General features: G+C 57.8%; 23 protein-coding genes. 13 read left to right on the top strand and 10 right to left on the bottom strand.

The annotated features are described in order from the left end of the window. Positions 1-14: 14 nt before the first annotated feature. From CMQ96_RS06755 to CMQ96_RS06740, 4 genes are all read right to left on the bottom strand, one after another. A complete protein-coding gene (locus tag CMQ96_RS06755) occupies positions 15-1,415 on the bottom strand; it encodes a sucrose-6-phosphate hydrolase (RefSeq protein ID WP_098066333.1) in 1,401 nt (466 codons plus the stop codon). After that, positions 1,415-2,785 carry a sucrose-specific PTS transporter subunit IIBC gene (locus CMQ96_RS06750; protein ID WP_098066329.1) on the bottom strand — a complete coding sequence of 457 codons (1,371 nt, stop codon included), beginning with the start codon at positions 2,783-2,785 and terminating at the stop codon, positions 1,415-1,417. Before CMQ96_RS06750 ends, CMQ96_RS06755 begins: the two co-directional genes overlap by 1 nt. A gap of 136 nt (positions 2,786-2,921) precedes the next feature. Further along, entirely contained in the window at positions 2,922-4,439 is a 1,518-nt protein-coding gene (locus CMQ96_RS06745) for a carbohydrate porin (protein WP_024358894.1), read from the bottom strand. A 165-nt stretch (positions 4,440-4,604) separates the two neighbouring features. Beyond that, positions 4,605-5,528, bottom strand: coding sequence for an aminoimidazole riboside kinase (locus CMQ96_RS06740; protein ID WP_024358893.1), 924 nt, complete (start codon positions 5,526-5,528; stop codon positions 4,605-4,607). Positions 5,529-5,880: 352 nt separating this feature from the next. Here CMQ96_RS06740 and CMQ96_RS06735 point away from each other — a divergent pair, with 352 nt between their 5' ends. From CMQ96_RS06735 to CMQ96_RS06690, 10 genes are all read left to right on the top strand, one after another. Next, complete coding sequence (locus CMQ96_RS06735; protein WP_004130158.1) at positions 5,881-6,273, top strand: hypothetical protein; 393 nt, start codon at positions 5,881-5,883, stop codon at positions 6,271-6,273. A 277-nt stretch (positions 6,274-6,550) separates the two neighbouring features. After that, positions 6,551-7,021 carry an RcnB family protein gene (locus tag CMQ96_RS06730; RefSeq protein ID WP_004135302.1) on the top strand — a complete coding sequence of 157 codons (471 nt, stop codon included), beginning with the start codon at positions 6,551-6,553 and terminating at the stop codon, positions 7,019-7,021. A gap of 430 nt (positions 7,022-7,451) precedes the next feature. Beyond that, positions 7,452-8,630: a M20 aminoacylase family protein gene (locus CMQ96_RS06725; protein WP_024358892.1), complete on the top strand. Its 1,179-nt coding sequence runs from the start codon at positions 7,452-7,454 to the stop codon at positions 8,628-8,630. Between the two features lie 19 nt (positions 8,631-8,649). Beyond that, positions 8,650-9,426, top strand: a complete 777-nt coding sequence (locus tag CMQ96_RS06720; protein ID WP_024358891.1) for an ABC transporter substrate-binding protein — start codon at positions 8,650-8,652, stop codon at positions 9,424-9,426. 131 nt (positions 9,427-9,557) lie between these two features. Continuing rightward, on the top strand, positions 9,558-10,511 hold the full coding sequence (locus CMQ96_RS06715; protein ID WP_098066326.1) for an aldo/keto reductase: 954 nt from the start codon (positions 9,558-9,560) through the stop codon (positions 10,509-10,511). Between the two features lie 365 nt (positions 10,512-10,876). Further along, positions 10,877-13,066, top strand: coding sequence for a TonB-dependent siderophore receptor (locus CMQ96_RS06710; RefSeq protein WP_098066323.1), 2,190 nt, complete (start codon positions 10,877-10,879; stop codon positions 13,064-13,066). Positions 13,067-13,207: 141 nt separating this feature from the next. Continuing rightward, the gene (gene pheP, locus CMQ96_RS06705) at positions 13,208-14,584 is read left to right on the top strand and encodes a phenylalanine transporter (protein ID WP_024358888.1); all 1,377 of its coding nucleotides are present in this window, start codon (positions 13,208-13,210) and stop codon (positions 14,582-14,584) included. Positions 14,585-14,737: 153 nt separating this feature from the next. Continuing rightward, positions 14,738-15,979 (top strand): MFS transporter, encoded by a 1,242-nt coding sequence (locus CMQ96_RS06700; protein WP_004135314.1) that lies wholly within the window; start codon positions 14,738-14,740, stop codon positions 15,977-15,979. 16 nt (positions 15,980-15,995) lie between these two features. After that, positions 15,996-17,024 (top strand): sugar phosphate isomerase/epimerase, encoded by a 1,029-nt coding sequence (locus tag CMQ96_RS06695; RefSeq protein ID WP_098066318.1) that lies wholly within the window; start codon positions 15,996-15,998, stop codon positions 17,022-17,024. Then, entirely contained in the window at positions 17,021-18,172 is a 1,152-nt protein-coding gene (locus CMQ96_RS06690) for a Gfo/Idh/MocA family protein (protein ID WP_024358886.1), read from the top strand. The genes CMQ96_RS06695 and CMQ96_RS06690 overlap by 4 nt, the downstream gene beginning before the upstream one ends. Positions 18,173-18,209: 37 nt before the next feature. Here CMQ96_RS06690 and CMQ96_RS06685 read toward each other — a convergent pair whose 3' ends face one another. Beyond that, entirely contained in the window at positions 18,210-18,626 is a 417-nt protein-coding gene (locus CMQ96_RS06685; protein WP_004135319.1) for an Exc2 family lipoprotein, read from the bottom strand. Positions 18,627-18,890: 264 nt separating this feature from the next. Between CMQ96_RS06685 and CMQ96_RS06680 the strand changes: the two genes are divergently transcribed. Continuing rightward, positions 18,891-19,871 carry a LacI family DNA-binding transcriptional regulator gene (locus CMQ96_RS06680; protein WP_024358877.1) on the top strand — a complete coding sequence of 327 codons (981 nt, stop codon included), beginning with the start codon at positions 18,891-18,893 and terminating at the stop codon, positions 19,869-19,871. Positions 19,872-19,876: 5 nt separating this feature from the next. Here the strand turns inward: CMQ96_RS06680 and CMQ96_RS06675 are convergent, their stop codons facing one another. Next, the gene (locus tag CMQ96_RS06675; protein ID WP_024358876.1) at positions 19,877-21,121 is read right to left on the bottom strand and encodes a mechanosensitive ion channel family protein; all 1,245 of its coding nucleotides are present in this window, start codon (positions 21,119-21,121) and stop codon (positions 19,877-19,879) included. A 76-nt stretch (positions 21,122-21,197) separates the two neighbouring features. Continuing rightward, entirely contained in the window at positions 21,198-22,625 is a 1,428-nt protein-coding gene (locus CMQ96_RS06670) for an MFS transporter (RefSeq protein WP_024358875.1), read from the bottom strand. 109 nt (positions 22,626-22,734) lie between these two features. Between CMQ96_RS06670 and CMQ96_RS06665 the strand changes: the two genes are divergently transcribed. Continuing rightward, entirely contained in the window at positions 22,735-23,601 is an 867-nt protein-coding gene (locus tag CMQ96_RS06665) for a helix-turn-helix transcriptional regulator (RefSeq protein ID WP_098066315.1), read from the top strand. Positions 23,602-23,866: 265 nt separating this feature from the next. On the opposite strand, the gene nfsB is transcribed toward CMQ96_RS06665, so the two are convergent. The 3 genes from nfsB to CMQ96_RS06650 all read right to left on the bottom strand — a co-directional run bounded on the left by nfsB (position 23,867) and on the right by CMQ96_RS06650 (position 25,588). Continuing rightward, positions 23,867-24,520, bottom strand: a complete 654-nt coding sequence (gene nfsB / locus CMQ96_RS06660; protein WP_098066312.1) for an oxygen-insensitive NAD(P)H nitroreductase — start codon at positions 24,518-24,520, stop codon at positions 23,867-23,869. A 118-nt stretch (positions 24,521-24,638) separates the two neighbouring features. Beyond that, complete coding sequence (locus CMQ96_RS06655) at positions 24,639-25,007, bottom strand: MmcQ/YjbR family DNA-binding protein (protein ID WP_004135353.1); 369 nt, start codon at positions 25,005-25,007, stop codon at positions 24,639-24,641. Continuing rightward, positions 25,007-25,588 (bottom strand): TetR/AcrR family transcriptional regulator, encoded by a 582-nt coding sequence (locus CMQ96_RS06650; protein WP_004135355.1) that lies wholly within the window; start codon positions 25,586-25,588, stop codon positions 25,007-25,009. Before CMQ96_RS06650 ends, CMQ96_RS06655 begins: the two co-directional genes overlap by 1 nt. Positions 25,589-25,778: 190 nt before the next feature. On the opposite strand from CMQ96_RS06650, the gene CMQ96_RS06645 reads away from it, so the two are divergent. Beyond that, positions 25,779-26,879: an MBL fold metallo-hydrolase gene (locus CMQ96_RS06645; RefSeq protein WP_049103412.1), complete on the top strand. Its 1,101-nt coding sequence runs from the start codon at positions 25,779-25,781 to the stop codon at positions 26,877-26,879. The last annotated feature ends 15 nt before the right edge of the window (positions 26,880-26,894 follow it).

The raw sequence follows: 26,894 nt of genomic DNA, 5'->3' as shown, positions 1-26,894 counted from the left end.
TGAAAGCAAAACGCTTATTCTACCATGCATGCGCGCAGCGGCCAGTAGCAGAATGCATCCGGCGCGCTACCGGAGAAAATCAGCTGCGCCGGATAAGCCGGGAAGCAGCGGCTGCTCATTACGCCTTCGCCGTCGTTAATGAAAATCTCCACGCTCGACCGATCGATGAAAATCCGCAGCGTGCGGACCTCGCCGCGCCAGTAGCGATAGTGCATCTCGTCGCTGGCGAGACTGCGTCGCGCCAGTCGGATCCCGCTGGCGTCGCGCTCGAGGGTTAACGCGCCGCCGAAATCAAGGCTTAGCGCGTCGTCGGCGGCAGTTTGCAGCGCGATTTCCATCGGCGCCAGCGGCAGGGCGTTCCCCTGCCAGCCGTGCGCTTCCCCGCGCAGGGCGGTCAGCTCGCGCAGCGGACGCTGGTAGAGCTGACCGTCGATAAATTCCAACTCGCGCAGGCAGGTCATCTGATGGATCCAGCCATGAGTGAGCGTCGGCTGGCGCATCTCTTCGCCGTCCGGGACGCCCATCCAGCCGACCAGCAGGCGGCGGCCATCGCGGGTGTGCGTGGTCTGCGGGGCGTAGAACTCGAATCCGGCGTCCAGCTCGCGCAGTTCGCCGTGGCTGAACGCGGCGCGGTCGTAGTCGAAACCACCGGCCATCCACACCGCCGGATAGGTATTGAGGAAGCGCTCTTCTTCACGGGCAATCCCCTGCGGGCAGCAGATCAGAATATGCTGGTCGCCGAGCGCAAACAGATCCGGGCACTCCCACATATAGCCTGCGTCGCTCAGGCCGTTAATGCCGTCACCGGCGATTTCGCCCTCGCTGCGCCACTGATGAAGGTCCGGGGAGCTGAACAGCAGCACCTTACCGCGCTTTTGCCGATCCTGCGCCCCCAGCACCATGTACCAGCGGTCTTGATGCCGCCAGACTTTCGGGTCGCGGACGTGGCCGGTATACCCCTCCGGCAGCGGCAGGACCGGGCCGAGCTTAGTGAAGGTGCCGTCGGCGTTTTCCGTCGCCAGGCACTGCCACGCGGTTCGGCCGCCATCGTCGAACTTCACGTTGCCGGTATAGCACAGGGTGAGCGTACCGTTGTTATCCACCGCGCTGCCGGAGTAGCAGCCGTTGCGGTCGTACTCTTCATCCGGCATCAGCGCAATAGGCTCATGCCGCCAGCGCAGCAGATCGTCTGAACTCCAGTGCGCCCAGCACTTGAACTTATGATCGCAGGCGAGCGGGTTCCACTGGTAGAACAGGTGATAGCGCCCGGCAAACTCGACAAAGCCGTTGGGGTCGTTCATCAGCCCGGTGACCGGCGCATGGTGCCAGCGGGGATAATGGCTATCGGCCAGCGCGCGCGGCTGGCCCTGCATAACGGCCTGCAAAATCGCAGGCAAACGTGATGGAAGTGACATTATTCAGCGTCCGTTTTGTATTTCAGCAGCAGAGAGACGACGAAAGCGACGCCAAAGGCGATGACCATACCGATAATGTAGTTCAGCAGCGAGCTGGCCTGCACGATAGCCATGCCGGGAATCGCCGTCAGGCCGACTGCGCTCATATAGACGTGCACTGACACGACCCACGCGCCGCCCGCCGCGCCGCCGATCAGCGCCGCCATAAACGGCTTCATGAAACGTAAGTTGATACCAAAAATCGCCGCCTCGGTGATGCCCAGCATAGCGGAAAACGCCGAGGGCAGCGCAATGGCTTTGATTTTGACGTCTTTGGTTTTAAACCATACCGCCAGGCAGGCGCCGCCCTGAGCGACGTTGGCCATGGACCAAATCGGCAGCAGGAAGTTAACCCCAATGGACGGGTTACCCAGCAGCCCGGCTTCGATGGCGTGGAAGCTGTGGTGAATACCGGTAATGACGATAACCGAATAGAGGCCGCCAAACAGCAGTCCAGCCAGCCAGCCGGCGTGGCTAATCAGGGTACTCAGGACAAACGAGATGCCGTCGCCGAGCGCGCGACCGGCCGGGCCGATAATCAGCAGGGCGATAAAACCGGAAATAATCACCGTCAGGAACGGCGTCAGGATCAGGTCCAGCGCATCGGGGATCGCGCGACGCAGCTGCTTCTCAACGATGCTCATAAACCATACCGCCAGCAGCACCGGGAACACTGTCCCCTGATAGCCGATCATGGCGATCTCGAGGCCGAAGAAGTTCATGGTATGGAAACCGGCGGCCACGCCCCAGGCGTTAGTCAGCGCCGGGTGGGTCAGAATGCCGCCGAGCGTCGCGCCGAGGTAGGGGTTACCGCCGAATTCGCGGGCCGCGGTAAAGCCAATCAGGATCGGCAGAATGATAAACGCCGCCGAGCTGCACATATCCAGCATGATGTAGAGGGCGTTGCTCGGGTCAACCCAGCCGTAGGTTTTGACCATCCCCAGCAGGCCCATCAGCAGGCCGGAGGCGACGATTGCCGGGATAATCGGCACGAAGATGTTCGACAGCAGGCGCGCGATACGCTGGAAAGGATTAAGCTTTTTCGCCGCAATGTCGGCGGCTTCCGACTTGCTCGATTCGCTAATGCCCGCCGCCTGGATAAAGGCGGCGTAGACCTTGTTCACCACCCCGGTGCCGAAAATAATCTGCATCTGCCCGGCGTTGCGGAAACAGCCCTTAACCCCTTCAATTTTGCCGATGGCCTGCTGGTCGGCCAGCGAATCATCGACCAGCACCAGCCGCAGACGCGTGGCGCAGTGCGCGGCGCTGGCGATATTTTCCTTGCCTCCCAAAAGCGGAAGCAGCGAGCGGGAAATCTGTTCAAAATCCATAGTACCCTCTGAATGCGTAAAATTTTCGTGTTGTCGTCCCGTGTTCACGGGGGCGCAGTTTCTGCGTCATTATCGTGTCCGGGGCGACAACGCGCGCGTAATCGCCCCGGATGTTCCTGCCGTCAGACGTTACCCGTCAGAACCAGGTTTCCATCTGCATACCGAACGACCATTCGCCGCCCGATTTAAAACCACTGCTGCCCAGCGCGTCGTCGCTGGCGTAATTATTCAGTTTTTTGCTCCAGTCCATCCATGAGGTGTAAAGGCGGATTTCAGGACGGCTGAAGAAATCACCGATGCTGCCGACCTTAAAGGTCGGGGCGAAGGTGAGCTTGTAGAAGCTACCGTTCACCGCATGGCGATCGTTATAACCTTCAGGTTTAAGATCCATATACTGGTAGCTGCCTTCGTAAGCGAGGGCGAAGTTCTGGTTGATCTCCTGGATCAGACGCATGTTGAGCGTTGCCCACTGATAGCTGTCGCCCTCGGCATAACGGTCTTTACTGCTTTGCGCCAGGATAGCCGGGGCGATAAACCAGTTTTTGCTGAGCGGCGTGGTGCCGTAGCTGGCGAAGCGCCAGGTGTTGGCGCCCGAGCGTAGCGCGCCGTCAGAGCCGATGCCTTTAACTTCAGCGCCCAGGCCGTGACCGTAGAGCAGGGCGGTTTTGCTGGTGCCTTCACGCAGGCCGTAAAAAGTGTCGTTATGCAACCCGAGCAGCGCATGCGTCCCGGTATTTGCCGCATCGCCTTTGACCGGATTGCCGTTGGTATCCTGACGTTCATCGTTGTCTTTTGCCCGCATCCCGCTGACCATCACCTGCACCGGACCGATGAAGTTGTTCATGCTGACGATATAGTTCTGCACGCTATTGCTCGAGTCAGCAATATCGCCGAAGTTGCGTCCGTAAAGAGAGAAGTTACTGCGAATGCTATCGTTCCACCTGACGTCGTAAATACCGCCGCCGGTACCGGCGAGGAACACAACGTCAGAGTCAATCCAGTGAATATCAAAGTTGTCGCGGTCAAAGCGTTTCCCGGCCCACAGGGTGGAGCCTTTAAACGGCCCTTCAAAGGCAGGCAGGTTGCCCAGTTCGACGAAAGCCTGGCGAACGTTCAAATCACTGGTGCTCGCCGTCCAGTCGTTATAATTGGTTTGGCCGTCGGCGACCATCACTTTGAAGCGGGTCGTCGCGCCATTATCCAGGGTCTGCTTATGTTCAAGGTTCATTTCAACATAGGTATCGGCCTGGTTTCCCAGACGGCCGATAGCCCCGCCGGTTTCCCCCGCTGGCGTCATATAGGCGCCGGATTTGGTGCTGGCGGCGGAATCATTCATTATCACGCCGGAGCGGGCGTAGCCGTGAAACTCAAAGCCGCTTTTCTCATCGGCTTTTTTCTCAAGCTTGGCGGTACGTTGAACCACTTCCTGCGTCGTGTCCTGATTTTTTTGCTGCTGGGTGGTCAGCTGCTGGACTTTTTTCTCCGCTGACTCGGCGCGGTTTTCCGCGGTTTGCGCTCTGTTTTCCGCCTCCTGCAGGCGTTTTTCCAGCGCGACCAGGCGGGCTTCGATGGTGCTGAGGTCCGTTTGCGCGTGGGCTGAGGCGGCACCGGTTAGCAAAGCGATAAGGACCGCGAGTGTGCTTTTTTTATACATGCTGGTTGCATCCCGAAAGTAAAATTTGGAAATGTTGTTTTTTGCTAAACCGGTTTAGGCGCTATGTTAAGCATGACCCTTAACATTTGGAAATGGATTTTGCTAAACCGGTTTAATAAATGTGATGGATGCAACAAAGTGGGCCGCGCACGACGGCCTGAAGAATCAAAACTGGCGATTAAGATCGCGCTGGTATGGCAGAGCGGTCATCGCGCCTTTCGCCGTTGTCGCCAGAGCGCCGCAGGTTTGCGCTAGCGTCAGGGTGGGTTCCAGCCCTTCGATATCTGTCGGCATCCCTTTGGCGGCAAGGCTTGCGAGCAGTCCGGCGACAAAAGCGTCACCCGCGCCGGTGGTGTCCACGCTGACCACAGGCTTGGCGCTGAAATGGGTAAACTGCTGCTGGAAGGCGGCAAGCACGCCCGCTTTGCCCTGGGTGACCAGCAGCAATTCAGGCTGGTAGCGCGCGGTGATGCTGGCGATGCCTTGCGCTAAATCATCACTTCCGCTGATGAATACCAGTTCCTCTTCCGACAGCTTCACCACGTTGGCCATGCGCAGGGCGCGATCGAGGCAGGCGTGCAGCAGCTCCTGATCCTGCCAGAGGTCCGGGCGGATATTGGGGTCAAAGCTGACCCGGCCGCCGGCCAGCTTGATTTTCTCCATAGCCGCGAAGGTGGTGCTGCGGCTGGGTTCGGCGCTGAGCGCGATAGAGCAGACGTGCAGCCACTGGTTGGCGGCAAACTGCGGCAGGTCTTCTTTCGCCAGGAACAGATCCGCGCTTGGGCGCACCATAAAGGTAAAGGTGCGTTCGCCCTGATCGTCAAGGTCGACCACGACGGTGGAGGTTCGGTGCTCGCCGTCGAGGCGCATATGGCTGACGTCGACCAGCTCCTGCTGCAGGGTGTGGCGCATAAAGCGGCCAAACGGATCGTCGCCGACGCGCCCGATAAACCCGCTGATGCCGCCAAGACGGGCGATACCTACCGCCACGTTGGCCGGCGCGCCGCCGGGGCAGCGCAACAGACGGCCTTCGCTCTCCGGCAGCAGGTCAACTACCGCATCTCCCAGAACCCAAACTTTTGCAATCATGCTGAAAAATCTCCATAGCTAAACTTAGTTAAACCGGTTTAGCTTATTAAAGCATAGCGACAGGATCAGGGGAACGTCAGCGGCGGAAAAGTGCGAACCAGGGTATAAAAACGTGAGCCGGTTGGCAAAAGAGCGGCCGTTCGGCTGAGCGGGAGAGACTTCTAATGGCTGCGGACTCTATAGCGGTAAAAAGCGGCAGCCCGGACAGGTGCAAAGGGGGGGGCGGCAGACCAAAAGTCGATAGAAAAGTCTGAAATCAGTTTTAAGAACAATCCCTAAAGCCAGACGGCAAAATCTTGTGCCATGCTAAATGCGACTCATAACATTAAGTTCGTTAGCGAGAGAGGATATTATGAAAAAAGCAATGATTGCGTTATCTGCGATTCTGGTAGCAGCTCCTGTTTTTGCTGCAACAACGACACACGCAACCGACGATACCGTCGCGGCGGCCCATGAAGGGGCGAACACCGCGAAGGAAAAACTGCACGAGGCCCAGCACCAGGGTGAAGAGCAGCAGCTCAAAGCTAAACACGCGGCGGAAGGCAAAAGCGACAGCGTAGGCAGCGAAGTCAGCGAAGGCGCGCAGAAAACCTGGAATAAGACCAAAGAAGGGACTGAGAAGGGCTGGAACGCAACTAAAGAAGGCACCGAAAAAGGCTGGAATAAGACCAAAGAGGTCAGCAAAGAAGGCTGGGATAAAACCAAGCAGGGTGCCGAAGAGCTAAAAACTAAAGTCACTGAGTAATTACTGACTCTTTGCTAAAAAAGGTCGCGAAAGCGGCCTTTTTTGTTATTTAGCGTCCATGGTTCAGCCTCGGGATAATTATCCGCAATGGATATCGAGCCGGCTTGCGGTATACCCGGGGGCATAGTAAACCCTGTGGCTGGGTTAAATGAGCGCAGGCAATAAAAATGCGCCCTGGAAGACTAAGCGGATATGCCAGGAATTGTCCTGGTTATATTGTTACTCACTATTCCTCCACATTCTCCTGGTACAAAGGAAATATATCAGGAGGTGTATTATGAAAAAGATTCTTTCACTGGCGATTATTTTATCTTGTGCTTTAACTTCTGTCTCCTGGGCGGATGGCCCTGGCGGCAACAACCACGGTCAGCAGCAGGTCTGGCAGCAAGACGCCGGGCGCGGCGGCCCGAACGGTAACCGTCAGCAGGGGCCGCAGGCTAACAACCATCAGGGCAACGGCGATAACCGTGGCCCGGCGCATGGTGACAAGGGGCCGCAGGGTAACCCTCATCAGGCGCGTCATGAGCAGGACCACTTTGCGTGGAACGGGCATGATTTCCGCAAAGGTCATCCGGCGCCGGAACGTTTTCGCGGCAATGATTACCGGATAAACGACTGGAACGATCGCGGATTACCGGCACCGCCGCGCGGGCAGCACTGGTCCTATATTGATGGCAACTATGTGCTAATTGCCGCCGCGACCGGGATTATTACGTCGATCCTGATTAACGGCGCGCTGAGTCACTAACCTTTTTCTGCCTTAACCTCGCTACCGCTTCCCCCGGAGGCGGTGCTGCGCGCCTGTCCGGGCTACCGATTTCCCCGCGTCTGAGGGACGGTAGTCCGGTCAGCGTAGCGCTATCGGGCAATGCCCACCCGCCCTTGTTCTCACTTAAAAAGCGCAAAGTTGAAAATATCATCCTTGCGCCTCTTCTTTGATGTTTTATCTGCGTATTTAGACTTTATAAATTGTTATTGTGCTTCATGGTTAATAAAAAGCAGAGAATGCAAGAAGCGCCCTGGTTCAGGCGAGAGTAAAAGACGTCCGCTTCGCCGTTAAATCACTATGAATAAATCAGATGAAAACTGCCTGCGGAATAAGAAATCCTGCTTGCAATAAACCCTTAGCACGTTAAGTTATTAAAGCTTTGCATCTGATTCTATTCCCGGAGACCGGCATGACCGACTGTGTAATTCCTGAAATTAAAGCCACCGAAGATGAAATGATTGCGATCCGTCATTATTTACATGCCCATCCGGAATTAAGCCTGGAAGAGTTTAATACCAGCGAGCTGGTGGCCGGAAAACTGACCGAGTGGGGCTATACGGTGACCCGCGGGCTGGCGAAAACCGGGGTGGTCGGAACCTTAAGCAAAGGCGATTCTCCGCGCACAATCGGCCTGCGCGCCGACATGGACGCGCTGCCGATTTTCGAAGCGACCGATCTCCCGTGGGCCAGCACCGTTGCCGGGAAAATGCACGCCTGCGGCCACGATGGCCATACCACCATTCTGCTGGCGGCGGCGAAATATATCGCCTCGCCGGCCTGCCAGTTCAACGGCACGGTACACCTGATATTCCAGCCCGCGGAAGAAGCTATCGGCGGCGCGGATTTAATGATTAAAGACGGCCTGTTTGAACGTTTCCCCTGCGAGCGCATCTTCGGCCTGCACAATATGCCGGGCCTGCCGGTGGGGAAACTCGGCTTTTACGCCGGTAATTTTATGGCCTCGGCGGATACGGTCAAAATCACCATTACCGGTTACGGCGGCCACGGCGCGCACCCCGAGCGCACCGTCGACCCCATTGTGACCGGCGCGGCGCTGGTGATGAATCTGCAAAGTATCGTTGCCCGTAACGTACCGCCGGGCGAAACCGCGGTGGTCAGCGTCGGCACTTTCCAGGCGGGTATCGCCTCCAACGTCATCCCCGAGAACGTGGTGATGGAGCTGAGCGTGCGGGCGATGAAGCCGGAAATTCGCGACCTGCTAATTAAGCGGATCAAGGCGCTCGCTGATTTTACCGCCAAAAGCTACGGCGCCAGCAGCGAGGTTGAGGTTTTTGACTCCTATCCGGTGCTGACCAACAGCGACGAGGAGACCGAGTTCGCCAAAGCGCTGGCGCTGGAGGTATTTGGCGAGGAGGGCGTGCTGGAATCCATTTCGCCGATGAACGCCAGCGAAGATTTCGCTTTTATGCTCCAGAAACGCCCCGGCTGCTACTTCCTGCTGGGTAATGGGGAGAAAGGCGGGAAGGGCGGCTGTATGGTGCACAACCCCGGCTATGACTTTAATGATGACATTATTTCTACCGGCGCGACGCTGTTCGTCCGGTTAGTTGAAACACACTGCCGTTGATCTCTGGAGTCCGTAAATAATGAAAAAATCTCTTCTGCTGTGGGTCGCGCTGATGGCCTCAACTTCAGCCCTGGCCGCAGAAAATAAGGAAATTCGCTTTGGCGTCGATCCCACCTTTGCGCCGTTTGAATGGAAAGATCCGCAGGGTAAGCTGGCGGGTTTTGATATTGATCTCGGCAACGCGATTTGCGCCCAGCTGCAGGCCAAGTGCGTGTGGGTGGAAAGCAACTTCGACGGCATTATCCCGGCGCTGAAGGCGCGTAAGTTCGACGCGATCCTCTCCGGCATGTATATGACCGAGAAGCGCAAAGAGCAGATCGGCTTTAGCGACAAGCTCTACAACGGTCCGGTGTTCCTCGTGGCGCGTAAAAATACCCTGGCCGGGAATACCGTCGAACAGCTGAAGGGCAAAACCATCGGCGTGGAACAGGGCTCGGCGCAGGAGACTTACGTCAACCAGCACTGGCGCACGGCGGGGATCAATATCGTCGCCTATCAGGGGGCGGATCGCGTGGTTCAGGATCTGGAGTCCGGGCGTATTGATGGCGCGGTGCTGTCCGGGATGATGGCCGACTACAGCTTCCTGCAGCAGCCGCAGGGTAAAGATTTTGCCTTCGTTGGCGGCCATCTGAAGGACGACAAGCTGTTCGGCGCCGGCGCGGCGATTGGCCTGCGCAAAGAGGACGATGCCCTGCGCCAGGAGATTAACGGCGCGATTGCCCGCATTCTCGCCGACGGCACTTATAAAAAGTTAGCCGGGAAATATTTTAGCTTTGACGTCTATTCCGGGACATAATGTTGTTATGCATTCAGCGGGCACGGCTAGCCCGCTTCAAGCTTCCTTTTCTTACTATCCCGTAATTGTCCTTTCCTGGCCCTCACGGCGTTCCGAAGGATACTGAATATAAGCGATAAGGAGTGAACGGCATGATCACACGTACCTTGGGCAAAACCGGATTTTCCATCGCCCCGCTGGTGTTTGGCGGCAACGTTTTTGGCTGGACCATCGATGAAAAAACCAGTTTTGCCATTCTTGATGCGTTTATAGACCACGGCTTTGATGCTATCGACACGGCGGATGTTTACTCTCGCTGGGCGGAGGGTAATCAGGGCGGCGAGTCTGAAACCATTATCGGTCGCTGGCTACAGGCGCGGCCCGGCATGCGCGATAAGGTGAAGATCTTCACCAAAGTGGGGGCCGATTTAGGCCTTCCCGGGCATAAAGGGTTGAAAAAAGCGTGGATCCAGCAGGCGGTTGAGGATTCACTCCGGCGCCTGAACACCGATTATATCGACCTCTATTTTGCCCACTGGCCGGACCCGGAAACGCCGGTTGCGGAAACCCTCGAGGCGTTTCACGCCCTGCAGCAGGCGGGGAAAATCCGCGCTATGGGCGCCTCCAACCTTGACGCCGGCCAGCTTTCGAGCGCGCTGGAAGTGTCGCGCAAAAGCGGTCTGCCGGCCTGGCAGGTGCTGCAGCCGGAATACAATCTTTATCATCGCTCGGCTTTTGAGGGCGCGCTCGGCGACCTGTGCATCAGCCGCGATATCGGCGTGGTGACCTACTACAGCCTGGCGTCCGGCTTCCTGACCGGCAAATACCGCCAGCAGTCCGATCTGGCGCAAAGCCAGCGCGGGGGCGGCATTGGCAAATATCTCAATCCGCGCGGGCTGCGCATTGTCGATACGCTGGTTGAGGTGGCGGAGCAAAACGACGCCAAACCCGCCGAAGTCGCGCTGGCCTGGCTGATGAGCCGCGAAGGCGTAACGGCGCCTATCGCCAGCGCCACCAGCATCGCTCAGGTGGAGAGCTTCGCCCGCGCCGCCGCGCTGACCCTGAGCGCCGACCAACTAGCGCGTCTGGACAGCGCCAGCGCGTAATACTGTATGCCGGAGCCTGTCAGGTTCCGGCGCTTTTCCATCAGCGTTTTGTATTCCTTTTCTTTTCTCTTTTAGTCACTTCCCCGGCTCTGAATACTTTTCAGCGAAAAATGAAACGTTTTTTCATGCGCTAAAAGCCCTTCTTGATTACGTTAAGATAATGCGTATAGTTCTCATTCTTATTTTGTTTTTATGTTTTCGGTGATTGCCTGCCTCAGCGGATGCTCACGGGGAAACTGCGAAAGCGGGATAGGGCTCGCTCGCGCAAGATCGAAAAGAGAACATCGGCGGCGAAGTAAATGTTAATTTATTGATTTTATTAATAATTAATCTTTTTTTATTTTTTCTTACCTATGGGACTCATTATGCGTACCTATCACTCTTCTGTTTTCCCGCTACGCAAAACGCTGCTGGCGTTAACCATCGGCGCAATCACCCATTCAGCCGCGGCGGCGGAAAGCAAGAAAAGCGAAGAAACCATGGTCGTCCAGGCAACGCCCGCCAGCGATTTTAAAGCCGGCGGCGATCTGGTGGTGCCTGCCTATCTCGACGGACAGGTGGCGAACGGCGGGCGTCTCGGGATGCTCGGCGAGCAAAACGCCATGGACGTTCCGTTTAGCATCATCGGTTATACCTCGAAGCTGATTCAGGACCAGCAGGCGAAAACCATCACCGATGTGGTGAGCAACGATGCCGGGGTTCAGCCGGTGCAGGGCTACGGTAACTATGCCGAGACCTACCGCATTCGCGGCCTCAAGTTTGACGGCGACGATATGACCCTGAGCGGGCTGGCCGGGGTGGTGCCGCGTCAGGTGGTGGATACCGCCATGCTTGAGCGGGTCGAAATTTTTAAAGGCGCCAACGCCCTGCTCAACGGCGCCGCCAGCTCCGGCGTCGGCGGGATGATTAACCTCGAACCTAAGCGCGCGGAAGATATCCCCACCGCCAACGTTGGCGTCGACTATACCTCGGATTCGCAGGTCGGCGGCTCGCTGGATTTAGGCCGTCGCTTTGGCGACGATAACCAGTTCGGCGCGCGGGTGAACCTGGTGCATCGCGAAGGCGAGGCGGCGGTCGACAATGACAAGCGCAGAACCACTCTGGCTTCGATTGGCCTCGATTATCGCGGTGAGCGCTTACGCAGCTCTTTTGACTTTGGCTATCAGAAGAAAACCTTCCACGGCGGCCCGATGGGGATCAATATTTCGGCCGTGGATTTTATCCCGCGTCTGCCGGATAACACCCATAACTACACGCAAAAATGGGCTTACAGCGATATCGAAAATGAGTTCGGTATGCTGAGAATGGAATACGACATTATTGATAAATGGACCGCCTACGCCTCGTTAGGGGCGCAGCATGCCCATGAGATTGGCCTGTATAGCGCCTCGAAGCTGATTGACCGGGCGGGCAACGCCACGGCGGGGCGCCTCGATACCAACCGCTATATTGATACCGCCAGCGGCATGGCGGGCCTTCGCGGCGAGTTCGCCACCGGTTTTGTATCGCACAGGGTCAACGTCGGCTATTCGGCGAAAACTCAAAACGACAAAACCGCATGGCGGATGTCGAAGGCGGCGGATAATCCGCTGGTGAACATCTACGATACCCGGCAGGTCGCGCCTCCGGCCAACGCTTCATTCGGCGGCGACTATGACGATCCGCTGACCAGCGGCCGCACCCGTTCCCAGGGCTGGCTGCTAAGCGACACCCTTGGCGTGCTCGACGATACGCTGCTGTTTACCGCTGGCGCGCGCCATCAAAAGGTAGTGGTGCGCAATTACAACAAAACCACCGGCCTGCAAACCGATGACGCATTTGATGACAGCCGCTGGATGCCCACTTACGGCGTGGTTTATAAGCCGTGGAAAGTGATTTCTTTATACGCCAACCATACCGAAGCGCTACAGCCGGGCAGCAATGCGCCAACCTCCGCTAAAAACTATGGTGAAAGCGTTGGGATCATTCACTCAAAACAGAACGAAGTCGGGGTGAAGGCCGATTTCGGCACAATTGGCGGCTCGCTGTCGCTGTTTGAAATTAAAATGCCGTCAGCGGTCCTCGACAGCAACGGCTATTACGGGCTTAACGGCGAGCAGCGTAACCGCGGCGTCGAATTTAATATCTTCGGCGAACCGCTGTATGGCCTGCGCCTTAACGCCAGCGCTACCTGGCTGGATGCCGAACTGTCGAAAACCGCGAAGGGTGTGAACGATGGTAAGAAAGCGATCGGCGTGCCGGGGTTCTACACGGTGCTTGGCGCAGAGTATGACATCAAGCCCATCGACGGTCTGACCGCCACCGCGCGCCTCAACCACTCGGGTTCGCAGTATGCCGATCAGGCGAACAGCAAGAAGATTGATAGCTATACCACCCTCGATCTCGGCGTGCGCTATCGACTGGCGCTTAACGAGAATCAAAACCAGATGACGGTACGCGCGGGTGTCGATAACGTAACGGATGAGAACTACTGGTCCGGCGCGGATGACAGCGGAACCTATCTGTTCCGCGGCGAACCGCGGACGTTCAAGGTATCGGTAGGTTACGCGTTCTGAGCCAAAATGCAGAGGCGGGCAGGGCCGATCGTCCCTTGTGATAAATCAATGAACGTATGAAGCCTGCGCATCTGCCGCTTGAAGTATGGCGAGTATAAGTGTTAAAAGGTGCCCCTTCATATAAATACACAGGGGATCGACGTGAAAGACGCGTCAACGTCGTCGGAGACCGTAGAGGAAAGCGGCCCGACGCTGCACCGCGGTTTACAGAACCGACATATCCAACTTATCGCCCTTGGCGGCGCCATCGGTACCGGCCTGTTTCTCGGCATCGGGCCAGCGATTCAAATGGCGGGACCGGCGGTCCTGCTCGGCTATGCCGTCGCCGGCATCGTCGCCTTTTTGATCATGCGCCAGCTTGGCGAAATGGTCGTTGAAGAGCCGGTTTCTGGCTCCTTTGCCCACTTTGCCTATAAATACTGGGGCCCGTTTGCCGGTTTTCTTTCCGGCTGGAACTACTGGGTAATGTTCGTGCTGGTGGGGATGGCGGAGCTGACCGCCGCCGGCATCTATATGCAGTACTGGCTGCCGGACGTGCCGACGTGGATCTGGGCCGCCGCTTTCTTCCTCATTATCAACGCCGTGAACCTCGTAAACGTTCGCCTTTACGGCGAAGCGGAGTTCTGGTTCGCGCTGATTAAGGTGCTGGCGATTATCGGCATGATTGGCTTTGGCCTGTGGATGCTGTTCGGCGGCCACGGCGGCAGTAAAGCGGGAATCGATAACCTGTGGAAACACGGCGGTTTCTTCGCCACCGGCTGGCACGGCCTGATTATGTCGCTGGCGGTCATTATGTTCTCCTTCGGCGGACTGGAGCTTATTGGCATTACTGCCGCAGAAGCGCAGAACCCGGAAAAGAGCATCCCGAAAGCGGTTAACCAGGTGGTATACCGTATTCTGCTGTTTTATATCGGTTCGCTGGTGGTTCTGCTGGCGCTCTATCCGTGGGTGGAAATCCAATCCGATAGCAGCCCGTTCGTGATGATCTTCCATAATCTTGACAGCAACGTGGTGGCTTCTGCGCTGAACTTTGTGATTCTGGTGGCTTCATTGTCGGTTTATAACAGCGGCGTGTACTCCAACAGCCGGATGCTGTTTGGACTGTCGGTGCAGGGCAACGCGCCGAAGTTTCTCGCCCGCGTCAGCAAGCGCGGCGTGCCGGTCAACTCCCTGCTGCTTTCCGGGATTATTACCTCCCTGGTGGTGGTGCTTAACTATCTGCTGCCGCAGAAAGCCCTCGGCCTGCTGATGGCGCTGGTGGTGGCGACGCTGCTGCTGAACTGGATCATGATCTGCCTGGCGCACCTGAAATTCCGCGCCGCCCAACGGCGCAAGGGGCGCGAGCCGAAGTTTAAAGCTCTGCTGTCGCCCGCCAGTAACTATATCTGTATCGCCTTTCTGGCGCTGATCCTGGTGCTGATGTGCACCATCGACGGGATGCGTCTGTCGGCGATTCTGCTGCCGGTGTGGATCCTGTTCCTGTTTGCGGCCTTTAAAACCCTGCGCCGGACGGCGTAGCGCGCGATCGCCCCGCCGTCCGGCGGGGTATCTTCCACTTTTATTGTGATCTTCTTCGCGCTTAGCGTATTTTGCTCGCGATCTTCTTTTTGTAATCGATTACTTTTTATTTGAGCGTATTTGTAATCGATTACTTTTTTGAGGGCGGTCGAAATGGTCACAACAACCGAAGGTCGTGAAAGTCCCCGCGTAGCCCACCGTTTTCTGGTGCCGCGGCTGTCGTTAATGATGTTTATGCAGTTCTTTATCTGGGGTAGCTGGTCGGTGACGCTGGGGCTGGTGATGACCCGCTATGAGATGTCGCTGCTGATCGGCGATGCTTTCTCCGCCGGGCCGATTGCGTCTATTCTCTCGCCGTTTGTGCTGGGCATGCTGGTCGATCGTTTTTTCGCTTCGCAGAAGGTGATGGCGGTGATGCATCTGGCCGGCGCGGTGATTCTATGGTTTGTCCCGCAGGCGCTGGTGGCGCAAAACGGCGCGCTGCTGATTGGCCTGCTGTTCGGCTATACCCTGTGCTATATGCCGACGCTGGCGCTGACCAATAACATCGCTTTCCATAGCCTGGCGAACGTCGATAAAACCTTCCCGGTGGTGCGCGTCTTCGGCACCATCGGCTGGATCATCGCCGGTATCTTTATCGGCGTGACGGGGATTTCCGATACCACAGGAATTTTCTCTGTTGCGGCGCTCTGTTCGGTGGCGCTGGCCGTTTATAGCCTGACGCTGCCGCACACGCCGGCCCCGGCGAAAGGGACCCCGGTTCAGTTTCGCGACCTGCTGTGCGCCGACGCCTTCGCGCTGCTGAAAACGCGTCACTTCCTGATTTTCTCCCTCTGCGCGACGCTGATTTCGATTCCGCTGGGGACCTACTACGCCTACACCGCGTCTTATCTTGCGGATGCCGGTATCGCGGACGTCAGCACCGCAATGTCTTTCGGTCAGATGTCAGAAATCTTCTTTATGCTGGTGATCCCGCTGCTGTTCCGCCGTCTCGGGGTGAAATACATGCTGCTGATCGGCATGGCGGCGTGGTTTGTACGCTATGCCTTCTTTGCGCTGGGCGTCAGCGAAGAGGGACGGTTCCTGCTTTATCTCGGCATCCTGCTGCACGGCGTCTGCTACGACTTTTTCTTTGTTGTCGGCTTTATCTATACCGATCGCGTGGCCGGTGAAAAGGTGAAGGGCCAGGCGCAGAGCATGATTGTGATGTTCACCTACGGTATCGGCATGCTGTTGGGATCGCAGATTTCCGGCGCGCTGTATAACCACCTGGTGGCAGGCCAGAGCGTACCGCAGGCGTGGGTCGCCTTCTGGTGGATCCCGGCGGTGGCCGCAGCGGTCATCGCCCTGATTTTCCTTTTCTCTTTCCAGTACAACGAGAAAGAGTCGCGTTAATTTTTCAGGAGGTGGTATGAAAACAATCAAGGGGCCGGGCATTTTTCTGGCGCAGTTTATCGGTTCGCAGGCGCCGTTTAATACCCTGGAGGGCCTGGCGCAGTGGGCTGCCGGTTTGGGCTATCAGGCATTACAGATCCCCTGCAACCATCCGGCGATTTTCGATGTTGAACGCTCCGCCGCCAGCCAGACCTACTGCGATGAGGTGAGCGGCAAGCTGGCGGAGCATGGCCTGGCGATCGGCGAGCTGTCCACCCATCTTGAGGGTCAGCTGGTGGCCGTTCACCCGGCTTATGATACGGCCTTTGACGCCTTTGCGCCCGCCGCGCTGCGCGGTAACCCGCAGGCGCGCCAGCAGTGGGCGGTAGAGAAAGTGCGCCAGGCGGCGGTGGCCTCTGCGCGTCTGGGGCTGAAAGCGCATGCCACCTTTTCCGGGGCGCTGGCGTGGCCTTATTTTTATCCGTGGCCGCCGCATAATCAGCCGCTTCTCGATGAGGCCTTTGATGAGCTGGCCCGGCGCTGGCGGCCGCTGCTGGACGTTTTCGACGAACAGGGCGTGGATCTCTGCTACGAAATCCATCCCGGCGAAGATCTGCATGATGGCGTCACCTTTGAGCGTTTTCTGCAGCGCCTCGATAACCACCCGCGCTGCAACATACTCTATGATCCCAGCCACCTTCATCTTCAGCAGATGGATTACCTGGCCTTTATCGATATCTACCACGCGCGAATCAAAGCGTTTCACGTCAAAGACGCCGAATTCCGCCGCGACGGGCGCAGCGGGGTCTACGGCGGCTATCAGAACTGGCCGCAGCGGGCGGGGCGCTTTCGTTCGCTGGGCGACGGGCAGATCGATTTCAAAACGATTTTCAGCAAGCTCACCGAGTATGATTTTGACGGCTGGGCGGTGCTGGAGTGGGAGTGCTGCCTGAAGGACGCGGAGGTTGGCGCGCGCGAAGGCAGCGAGTTTATCCGCCGCCATATCATCCCGGTCTCCGGGCGGGCGTTTGATGATTTCGCCGCGGGCAAGGAGGGGAGAGAATGATCCAGGTCGGCATTATTGGTTCCGGGTTTATCGGGCCGGCGCACCTGGAGGCGCTGCGCCGGGTGGGGGATATCGAGGTGGTGGCGCTGTGCGACGGTAGCCTCGAGATGGCGCAGCAGAAGGCGCGTCAGCTCAACGTGGCGCACGCCTACGGCAGCGTCGAGGCTCTGCTGGCCCACCCCGGATTGCAGGTGGTGCATAACTGTACGCCGAACCACCTGCACGCGCGGATTAACCGCCAGATCCTCTCCGCCGGTCTGCACGTTTTTTCAGAAAAACCGCTCTGCATGACCGCGGAAGAAGCGCGTGAGCTGGTGGCGCTGGCGGAGGATGCCGGCGTGGTCCACGGGGTTAGCTTTGTCTATCGCCAGTTCGCCATGGTGCAGCAGGCGGCGGCGATGGTGCGCAACGGCGACGTCGGGAGGCTGTTTGCGGCGCATGGCAGCTATTTGCAGGACTGGATGCTGCTGGAAACCGACTATAACTGGCGGGTTGATTCAGCGCAGGGCGGCGCCTCGCGGGCGGTGGCCGACATTGGCTCCCACTGGTGCGATACGGTGCAGTTTATGACCGGTCGCCGCATTGTCGAGGTGATGGCGGATCTCTCTATCGTCTGGCCGACGCGTAAGGCGCCCGTCGCCGGGGATGCGACCTTTAGCCAGCATCGCGATAATGGCGCGTATGAGGCGCGGCCCGTCGACACCGAAGATTTGGGGTCGGTACTGTTCCGTTTTGATGACGGCAGTAAGGGCTGTTTTACCGTTTCGCAGGTCAGCGCCGGGAGAAAAAATGGCCTGACGGTAGAGATCAACGGCAGTAACTGTTCGCTGGCATGGGAGCAGGAGGTGCCGCAGCGGCTGTGGGTAGGTCATCGCCAGCAGCCAAACCAGCTGCTGAGCGACGATCCGAGCCTGATGCTCGGCGAGGCCGCCGCCAGCGCCCATTTCCCCGGCGGGCATAACGAAGGCTGGCCCGATGCGTTTAAAAATATGATGCTCAGCTTTTATCAGGCGGTGCGCGCCGGTGAGATGCCGCCGGCGTCGTCGCGGCGTTTCGCCTCGTTCTATGAGGGGGCGGACGTGATGTACATCGTTGATGCGATAGTGAAAAGCCATCAGCAGCAGCGCTGGGTGCAGGTGGAAAGATAAGCAGAAGGCGCGGTGCGCATTTCGCGCACCCGCTGTGTTATTTCACGCCAAAATAGCCGTCGAGATAGGTCCCGGCCAGTTCATTACCAAACAGCACGGCGTCTTTATTTTCCATCTCGTTGTCCCATTTATCGCTGGCGTTACCGTTGAACGCGTGCTGGGTTTTTGTGCCCTGCGCCACCTGCTGCCTGATGGCGTCGGCAGTACGGCGGGCGTCGCTTTCGCTCATCCCCGATTTTCTGTCCTGCTGGCCGCGGGCATAGATTTCAGTAAAGTTCGGCAGATTTAAGCGGTAGTTTTCCTGACGGTTAGTGGCGAAGTTACCGCCGACGAAATCGCTGCGGTGTGAAATAAAGTAGTAAGCGTGGCGTTCCGGTGAAGATTTTGAGGAGGTACAGCCGGAAAGGGCGGCGAGCGAACAGCCGAGCGCGATAAGCGCTATTTTGAGTTTCATTGATATCATCATCCATAATTATTGGTTTTCAACACGAGCAGAAATGCCTTGTGAGCATCTTGCGCGTATTTTTATATTATGCCGATATACTCCGTAAAAGCTTGCTCTTTTGCGTAAAGGAAGAGTGGCCTGATAATTTATTGTTTTTCTAAATAATCTGCTGGTTATTCTACTGACTGGTCGACCTCGTTTCTTTACCAGGCTGGCGGCGCTCATTTATGATAGCCTGCGAAATATAACGTCTATGCGGGAAGTGCAGCCTCTATGTCAATTCAGAAAATCGCTCGTCTGGCGGGCGTCTCGGTGGCGACGGTATCGCGGGTATTGAATAACAGCGATACCGTGAAAGCGAAGAATCGCGAACGTGTGCTGCAGGCGATCAAAGAGAGTAACTACCAGCCGAATTTGCTGGCCCGCCAGCTGCGAACGGCCCGCAGCAATATGATTCTGGTGATGGTCTCGAATATCGCCAACCCCTTTTGCGCCGAAGTGGTCAAGGGTATTGAAGAAGAGGCGGAAAAGAACGGCTACCGGATTCTGCTGTGTAATTCCGGTTCGGATTTAGCCCGTTCCACCTCGGGCCTGCAGCTGCTTTCCGGCAAAATGGTCGACGGCATCATCACCATGAACGCGCTCTCCAGCCTGCCGGAACTGACCACCATGATCGGCGACGCGCCCTGGGTTCAGTGCGCGGAATACGCCGATAACGGCAGTATCTCCTGCGTCGGCATCAACGACGTCGACGCGGCGCAGGGCGCCGTTTCCCGGCTGGTCGACGGCGGGCGCAGACGCATTGCTTTAATCAACCACGATCTCAGCTACCGCTATTCCCGTCTGCGCGAGCGCGGCTATAAAAGCGTGCTGCACGTTCGCGAGCTGGACTATCAGCAGGTGATCTACGCCAGCGACTTAAGCGCCGCAGCCGGTACAAAGGCGATGGAGACGCTGCTGGCTCAGGAAGAGAAGCCGGATGCGGTGTTTGCGGTTTCCGATTCGCTGGCGGCGGGCGCGCTGCGGGCCATTGCGCAGGCCGGGCTGCGGGTACCGGAAGATATCGCGGTGGTCGGCTTTGATGGCACCGAACTCGCCGAAGTGGTATCGCCGCAGTTGACCACCGTGGAACAGCCTTCACGCGAAATTGGCCGTACCGCCGTGACGTTATTAATGAAAAGGATCGATAATCCCGACGCCGCGGTTGAGCGGGTGATGATGGACTGGCGCGTCATTTCCCGCGCCAGTGCCTGAGGATATTACTGAGTAAACGCGCCCGCCAGCGAACGAATATCGTTGCCGGTGGGGGACTGATGGATCCGCAAGCCGAATTCGTCAACCACCGCAAATACGTGGTCGAAAATATCCGCCTGGATGCTCTCATACTCTGCCCACACTACCGTGTTGGTGAAGCAATAGATCTCAATCGGCAAACCGTTGGCGTCCGGTGCCAGCTGGCGAACCATTAGCGTCATATCTTTGCGGATGCGCGGATGATTACGCAAATATTCCTGCAAATACGCGCGGAAGGTGCCGATATTGGTCATCTTGCGCTGATTCAATATCGATTGATCGGCGGCGTTCTGCTGGTTCCACAGGCTGATTTCCTGATGACGCGAATCCATATACGGCTTCAGCAGCCGGGCCTGAATTAAGCGCTGCTGCTCCTGTTCATCGAGAAAATGAATGCTGGTGGTATCGATATTCAGGCTGCGCTTAATGCGGCGGCCGCCGGAGGCCGACATACCGCTCCAGTTTTTAAACGAGTCGGAAACCAACGACCAGGTGGGAATGGTGGTGATGGTGTTATCCCAGTTGCGCACCTTCACCGTGGTCAGCCCGATGTCGATCACCGCGCCGTCGGCGCCATATTTCGGCATCTCCAGCCAGTCGCCGAGTTTGAGCATATCGTTGGCGGAGAGCTGGATCCCAGCGACCAGGCCGAGAATCGGGTCTTTGAACACCAGCATCAGTACCGCGGCCATCGCGCCGAGGCCGCTAATCAGAATCGCCGGCGACTGGCCAATCAGTAAGGAGATGACCAGAATGCCGACAATAATCGCGCAGACCAGCTTAATTCCCTGAAATATGCCTTTAAGCGGCAGCTGAGAGGCGGTGGCGAATTTCTGCGATAAATTGAACACCACGTCCAGCAGCGAGAAGAAGGACAGCATCGCGTAGATCATCACCCACAGCTGGGCGCAGGTGGTGAGGATTTCCGCCGCCTCGCTGCCTTTTTGCAGCCACAACACCGCCTGCACGTTGACGATAATCCCCTGCAGGGTGAAGGCCAGACGATGAAACAATTTGTTCTGGGTAATAATTTGCAACCACAGGTGGCTGCTGGCCTGCGCCCGCTTTTCGAAGGTACGCAGCACCACTTTGTGCAGAATAAGGTGAACGACAATCGCCGTCAGAAAAATAATGCCGAAGATAATAATGAGTGAGGTCGTGGGGGTAATTTTGATGCCTAATGCGGCGATGTGCGATATTAATTCCTGCATAACGTCTCCTTTACATCCAGCGGTTATGATGACCGCTGGATGTCTATTATGCAAATTGCAGGTTACGCGGATGTGATTATGAGGTCGCGACCGCCGGGCGGACGTTAAGGTGGTGGCGTAGCCATAGCGCGATGGCGCCCAGTACCAGCATCATCACCACTTCCACCGCGAGGAAATCGATCAGCGCCCGCGGATAGTCGCCGCCGCTGCGCTGGGCAAGAGCTAAGAATAGCGAGCCGAGAATCGCCGGACCCAGACCCAGCGTCGCCTGTTGCAGAGTGCTGAGAATCGCGCTCCCGGCTCCGGCGTCGCAGGCGCTGATATCGCGCATCCCGATACGGTAAAAACTATTGACGATCAGGGCCTGCCCGTAGCCGATAAGCGCCGTGGACGGGACCAGCGCCAGGGTGGTGGTGTGGATACCGAGGCGATAAAAGGTCGCGCTCAGCAGCAGCAGGCCGACAATCTGCACCGCCAGACCAGTCAGCAAAATGCGTCCCATGCTGTAGCGGGCTATCAGTTTCGGCGCGTACAGCGCGGAGATGAAGTAGGCCACGCCGAGGGCGATAAAGCTGTTGCCGGACTGCCACGGCGCCATCCCCAGACCGGCCTGCATGGTCAGCGCCATGCAGAACATGAACGCGGACCAGGCGCTGAAAAAGAGCAGGGCGATGGCCATGCCAAAGCGAATGCTGGTGAGCTTCAACAGGCGAGGCGGCAAAAGCGGCTGCTCGCCGCGCTGCTGTTTGCCCAGCGCGCTGGCCCGCATCCAGATCAGCAGCGGCAGCACCGCAGCCAGCATCAGCTGCAGCGTCCACGGCCAGTGCAGTTCCGGCCCCAGCGCCATCGGAAACAGCAGGCAGCAGAGGATCAGCGCAAGGCTAAAGGTGCCCTGCCAGTCGATGCGCGAATGCGCTTCGCGCCGCGTCTCCGGGACGTATCGCGGACTGAAGGCCAGCACCAGCAGGCAGATCGGCACGTTAATAAAGAAGGCGTTGCGCCAGCCTAAACCGGCGATATCCGCCGACACCAGCCAGCCGCCGCCCATCTGGCCGACGATAAAGGCGATACCGCCAATGCCGCCGTACAGGCTGATGGCCCGGGCGTGGGCGGTGCCTTTCAGGGTGACATGCAAGGTGGCGAGGATTTGCGGCACGATCAGCGCCGCACCGGCCCCTTGCACCACGCGCGCCGCCAGCAGCGTATTGATGGAGTTCGCCATCCCGCACAGCAGGGAGGCGACGCCAAACATCGCCACGCCCCACATAAACAGGCGACGGCGGCCATAGTTGTCGCCAAGCTTGCTGCCCATCGCCAGGCAGACGGCAAAGGCGACGCCGTACAGCGCGACGATCAGCTCCAGCTGAGTGGCGCTGGCGTTAAGCGATTGGGTAATGGAGTCCAGCGCGACGTTGGCGATCGAGGTATCGATCAGCGGCAGCATCTGGCCGGTCAACAGAAGGAATAAACCGGCGCGGCCGGGTGAAACAGCAGACGAATTCATCGGATCTCTCCATTGCGTCATTCAGCGGATAGCCGTAGCATCACCGATAAATTAAACGGGTACCAGTTCCTGCTTATACTGGTATTGGTACTACCATGCTGGAGGTTTTATGACGACCATGCTGCAACGTGAAATGACCCTCGCCGCGCCCGATGACGGCCGCAAACAGCTGGGGGCGTTTCTGCGCGCCCGCCGCGAGAGCCTCGACCCGCAGCGCCTGGGGTTGCCCCGCGTTGGCCGGCGGCGCACGCCGGGCCTGCGGCGGGAAGAGGTGGCGATGCTGGCGGACGTCGGCGTCACCTGGTACACCTGGCTGGAGCAGGGGCGGGAGGTCAATCCGTCGGCGGCGGTGCTGGTAGGGGTGGCGAATGCGCTGCAGTGCAGCCCGCTTGAGACCCGGCATCTGTTTGTGCTGGCCGGGCTGACTCCGCCTGAGGCCACTCAGGTGACGGTATGCGAAGGCATCAGCCCCGGCACCCGGCGGATGCTCGATAGCCTGATGCCGCAGCCCGCCAGTATTCAGAATCCCGGCTTTGATATTGTGGCCTGGAACGACAGCTTCTGCCGCCTGATGGGTATCGATTTCGCCACCATCCCGGAGGAAGATCGCAACTGCATTTATCTGTACCTGACCAATGAAACCTGGCGCAGCCGCATCGAGAATCGCGACGTGCTGGCGACGTTTGTCTCCTATTTCCGCGCGGCGATGGCGGAGCACCGCGGCGATCCGCTGTGGGAAAATAAGCTGGCGCGCTTTTTCGCCGCGTCGGCGGAGTTCGAGTCCCTCTGGCATCAGCGCTATGAGGTGCGCGGGGTGGAAAATCAGGTGAAACACTTTAACCATCCGCAGCTCGGCCGCTTCAGCCTGCAGCAGATGTACTGGTACTCGGCCCCGCGCAACGGTTCGCGCCTGCTGGTCTATTTGCCGATGGATGAAACGGGCGAGCAGGCGCTGGCGTGGCTGGATAAACATTAACGACAGGGAATGCCTATGAACGTGGTCCGAAAAGAGCAGCGCATTATTCAGCGTACGCTCAACGCCTGGCGGCCATTGGTCGCTATGCGGAGCGCATCTGGCACGTGGGGGTATCCTCGCTGCAAAATACTGCGGGCTATTCCCGGGGGCGGCGCTTGATGCGCCTTGCCCGGGCTACGGGTTCCCACAGTGTGTAATTTTGTAGCCCGGATAAGGCGACAGCGGCAATCCGGGGATTATCCTGACGTAAAAGAAAAGCAGAGAATTAAATCTCGGTAATCGTCGTCGCCTGCGGCAGGCGTGACTTCGGCAGGGCGGCGTTGAAGTCTTCGACGCTATGATGGCCGACCGGCACCACCACCAGGCTGGTGTAGCCCTGGGCTTTCAGGTCGAATTCGGCATCGAGAATCGCGAAATCGACGCCTTCAATCGGCACGGCGTCCAGACCCATGGCCGCGACGCCAAGCAGGAAGTTGCCGACGTTGAGATAAACCTGCTTCGCCATCCACTGGTCGTCGTCGTGCAGCTCTTTGCGGTGCATATCGGCAAAGAAGGTACGGCCTTTGTGGTTCGCGGCTTTGGCTTCGGCGTTCGCAAAGCGGCCGTCGGCCTCTTCCTGATCGACCACGCGCTCAAGCCAGGCGTCATCCATTGCGGTTTTGGCGCAGAAAACCACCACGTGGGAGGCATCGAGAATTTTACGTTCATTAAACACGTAGGTGCCGCTTGCCGCTTTGGCGACGCGCGCTTTACCTGCATCGCTGCTGGCAACGATAAAGTGCCACGGCTGGGAGTTGGTGCTTGACGGGCTGTACTGCAGCAGCGTTTTCAGGTTTTCCGCCTGCTCGGCAGTCAGCTTTTTATTGGCGTCAAATGCCTTTGTGGAGTAGCGCTTTAAGGCAACCGATACGATATCCATACTCTTCCTCACTGTTTACAACCCCTTGCGGGTGCGTTTCGTGAAGGAAGAGTACAGCGATGACGGAAAAAAGATAAGGGGCAAAAATGCGATAACACTTATCGCGCAGCGCTGAAAATCACCGCGGGCGCAGCCGCTGCTGCTCTTTTTTACTGAGTTTATCGACGATCAGGTTCCACGAATCATCGATCAGCTCCGCCAGCAGATCTACGCTGATATCTTCGCCGGGAACCACGGTGATCCAGTGCTTTTTGTTCATGTGATAGCCGGGCTCGATGCTGCGGTAAATCGCCTGATGAAGCAGTGATTTCTGCGGATCGCACTTCAGGTTAACCAGCGCGCGGCCGCGAACCGTCGCGGTCAGCATAAAAATCCGCCCGCCGACTTTAAACACATCGTACTCCGGGCCAAACGGCCAGCAGTGCTCGGTAAAGGGGAGCTCCAGCGCGATACGATGCGCGTGGTCATGCAGCGAGCGGTGGTCCATCAGCGATTGTCCTCGGCAAGCGCCTGCCACATCGCTTCAAAGCCCAGCTCGACAAAACGTACGGCGCGCTCCGGCTCGTGGCAGGCGTATTCAATGGTAGTTTCGGCCAGCGAAAGAAACAGCGCATCGCCAAAGGTGCGGTATTCTTCGGATTGAAAAACGGGCTTGATTGAACGCTGGCAGAGTTCATTGAGCTCGGGAAACATCTCTTTGACGCGGTTGCGGGTTTCGTCGGTGATCCTTTCACTCAGCGCCATCCGGCGAATCGCTTTATGCTCCATGGGATTACGCACGCCCCAGCCGATATAGCTGTTCCAGATATTGCGCGTGTTCTCTTTCGACTCGGTCTCGTTCGGGTTGAGACCGGCGATCATTGTCTTAACCAGATCCGCTTTTATGGTCAGATAAAGCTCGTTGAGCAGATCGTCCTTGGTGGCAAAGTAGCGAAACAGCGTACCCTCGGCAACCCCGGCGCTGCGGGCGATGGCGGAGGTTGAGGCGGCGATTCCCGATTGGGCAAAGGCGGCGGTTGCGGCCTCCAGTAACGCTTGCTTTTTATCTTCACTCTTAGGACGAGCCACTACACTTTACCTCACACATGATAAAACCACGATCTAAGCATGCCTGACATGGGCACTGCAACGCTGTCTGTCAAAATTTGAAAATCGTCTTGACGACTTTCAGCTTCTTCCTAATAATGAGTGCTTACTCACTCATAATCAAGCCTTATAACTAAAACCTCCAGGAAGGAGGATTTCGCCAGGTCAGGATATGAACCGTGTCACTTTCAGCGTGGTCGCCATCATGTTATTAGCGTCAGCAACAACTTTGCCGTTTGTGTTAAATGCCGGATTTGGTCAGGCGCCGCAGGGCGCGCAGCTCAGCCTGGTGGAGCAGTCTCCGCACTATCGCGACGGCCAGTTTCACAATCAGCTTCCGACGCCTGGGTTTACCGGGCAAAAAAATATGCTGGCCGCGTGGTGGGAATTTCTGGTCGCCAAACGGGAAAACGCCAGACCTGCCCAGCCGCTGCCGCTGGTGAACACCGATCTGGCCAGCCTGCCGTTAGGGCAGGACGCGATGGTCTGGCTGGGGCACTCCTCGTGGTATCTGCAGCTGGCGGGCCAGCGCATCCTGATTGACCCGGTGTTTAGTCGCTATGCGGCGCCGTTCTCGTTTATTAATAAGGCCTTTGCCGGGGATTACCCGTGGCACGCTGAGGGCATGCCGGAGATCGACCTGCTGATTATCTCGCACGATCATTACGACCACCTCGATTACGCCACCATTAAAGCGCTGATGCCGAAGGTCAAGCGGGTGGTGACGCCGCTGGGCGTCGGGTCGCATCTGCGCTACTGGGGAATGGAGAGCGCGATAATCAGCGAGGCGGACTGGAATCAGTCGGTTCAGGTGAGCGGTGAGCTGACGGTGCACGTCCTGCCGGCGCGCCACTTTTCCGGCCGCGGCCTCAAGCGCAACCAGACCCTGTGGGCCAGCTTCATGTTCGTCACCCCGCAGCAGAAAATTTACTACAGCGGCGACAGCGGCTACGGCCCGCACTTTAAAGCCATCGGCGAACAGTTTGGCGCGGTGGATTTGGCGATCATGGAAAACGGTCAGTATGACCAGGACTGGAAGTACATCCACATGATGCCGGAAGAGACGGCGCAAGCCGCTGACGATGTGCGCGCACGCGCGGTGTTGCCGGGCCATGCCGGGCGCTTCGTGCTGGCAAAACACACATGGGACGATCCGTACATAAGGCTGGCGGAGGCCAGCACAGGGCGACCGTGGCGACTGCTGACGCCAATGTTGGGTGAGCCGGTTTGGGTCGCTGATAAAACGCAATCATTTAACGCCTGGTGGCGCTAACGATGAGAGTGGTTC

It is taken from the genome of Klebsiella sp. MBT K-1 (assembly GCF_002556465.1).
GTDB lineage: Bacteria > Pseudomonadota > Gammaproteobacteria > Enterobacterales > Enterobacteriaceae > Klebsiella > Klebsiella grimontii.
Note: the sequence above shows the minus strand (reverse complement) of the source record. Positions and strands in the feature narration are given on the sequence as shown.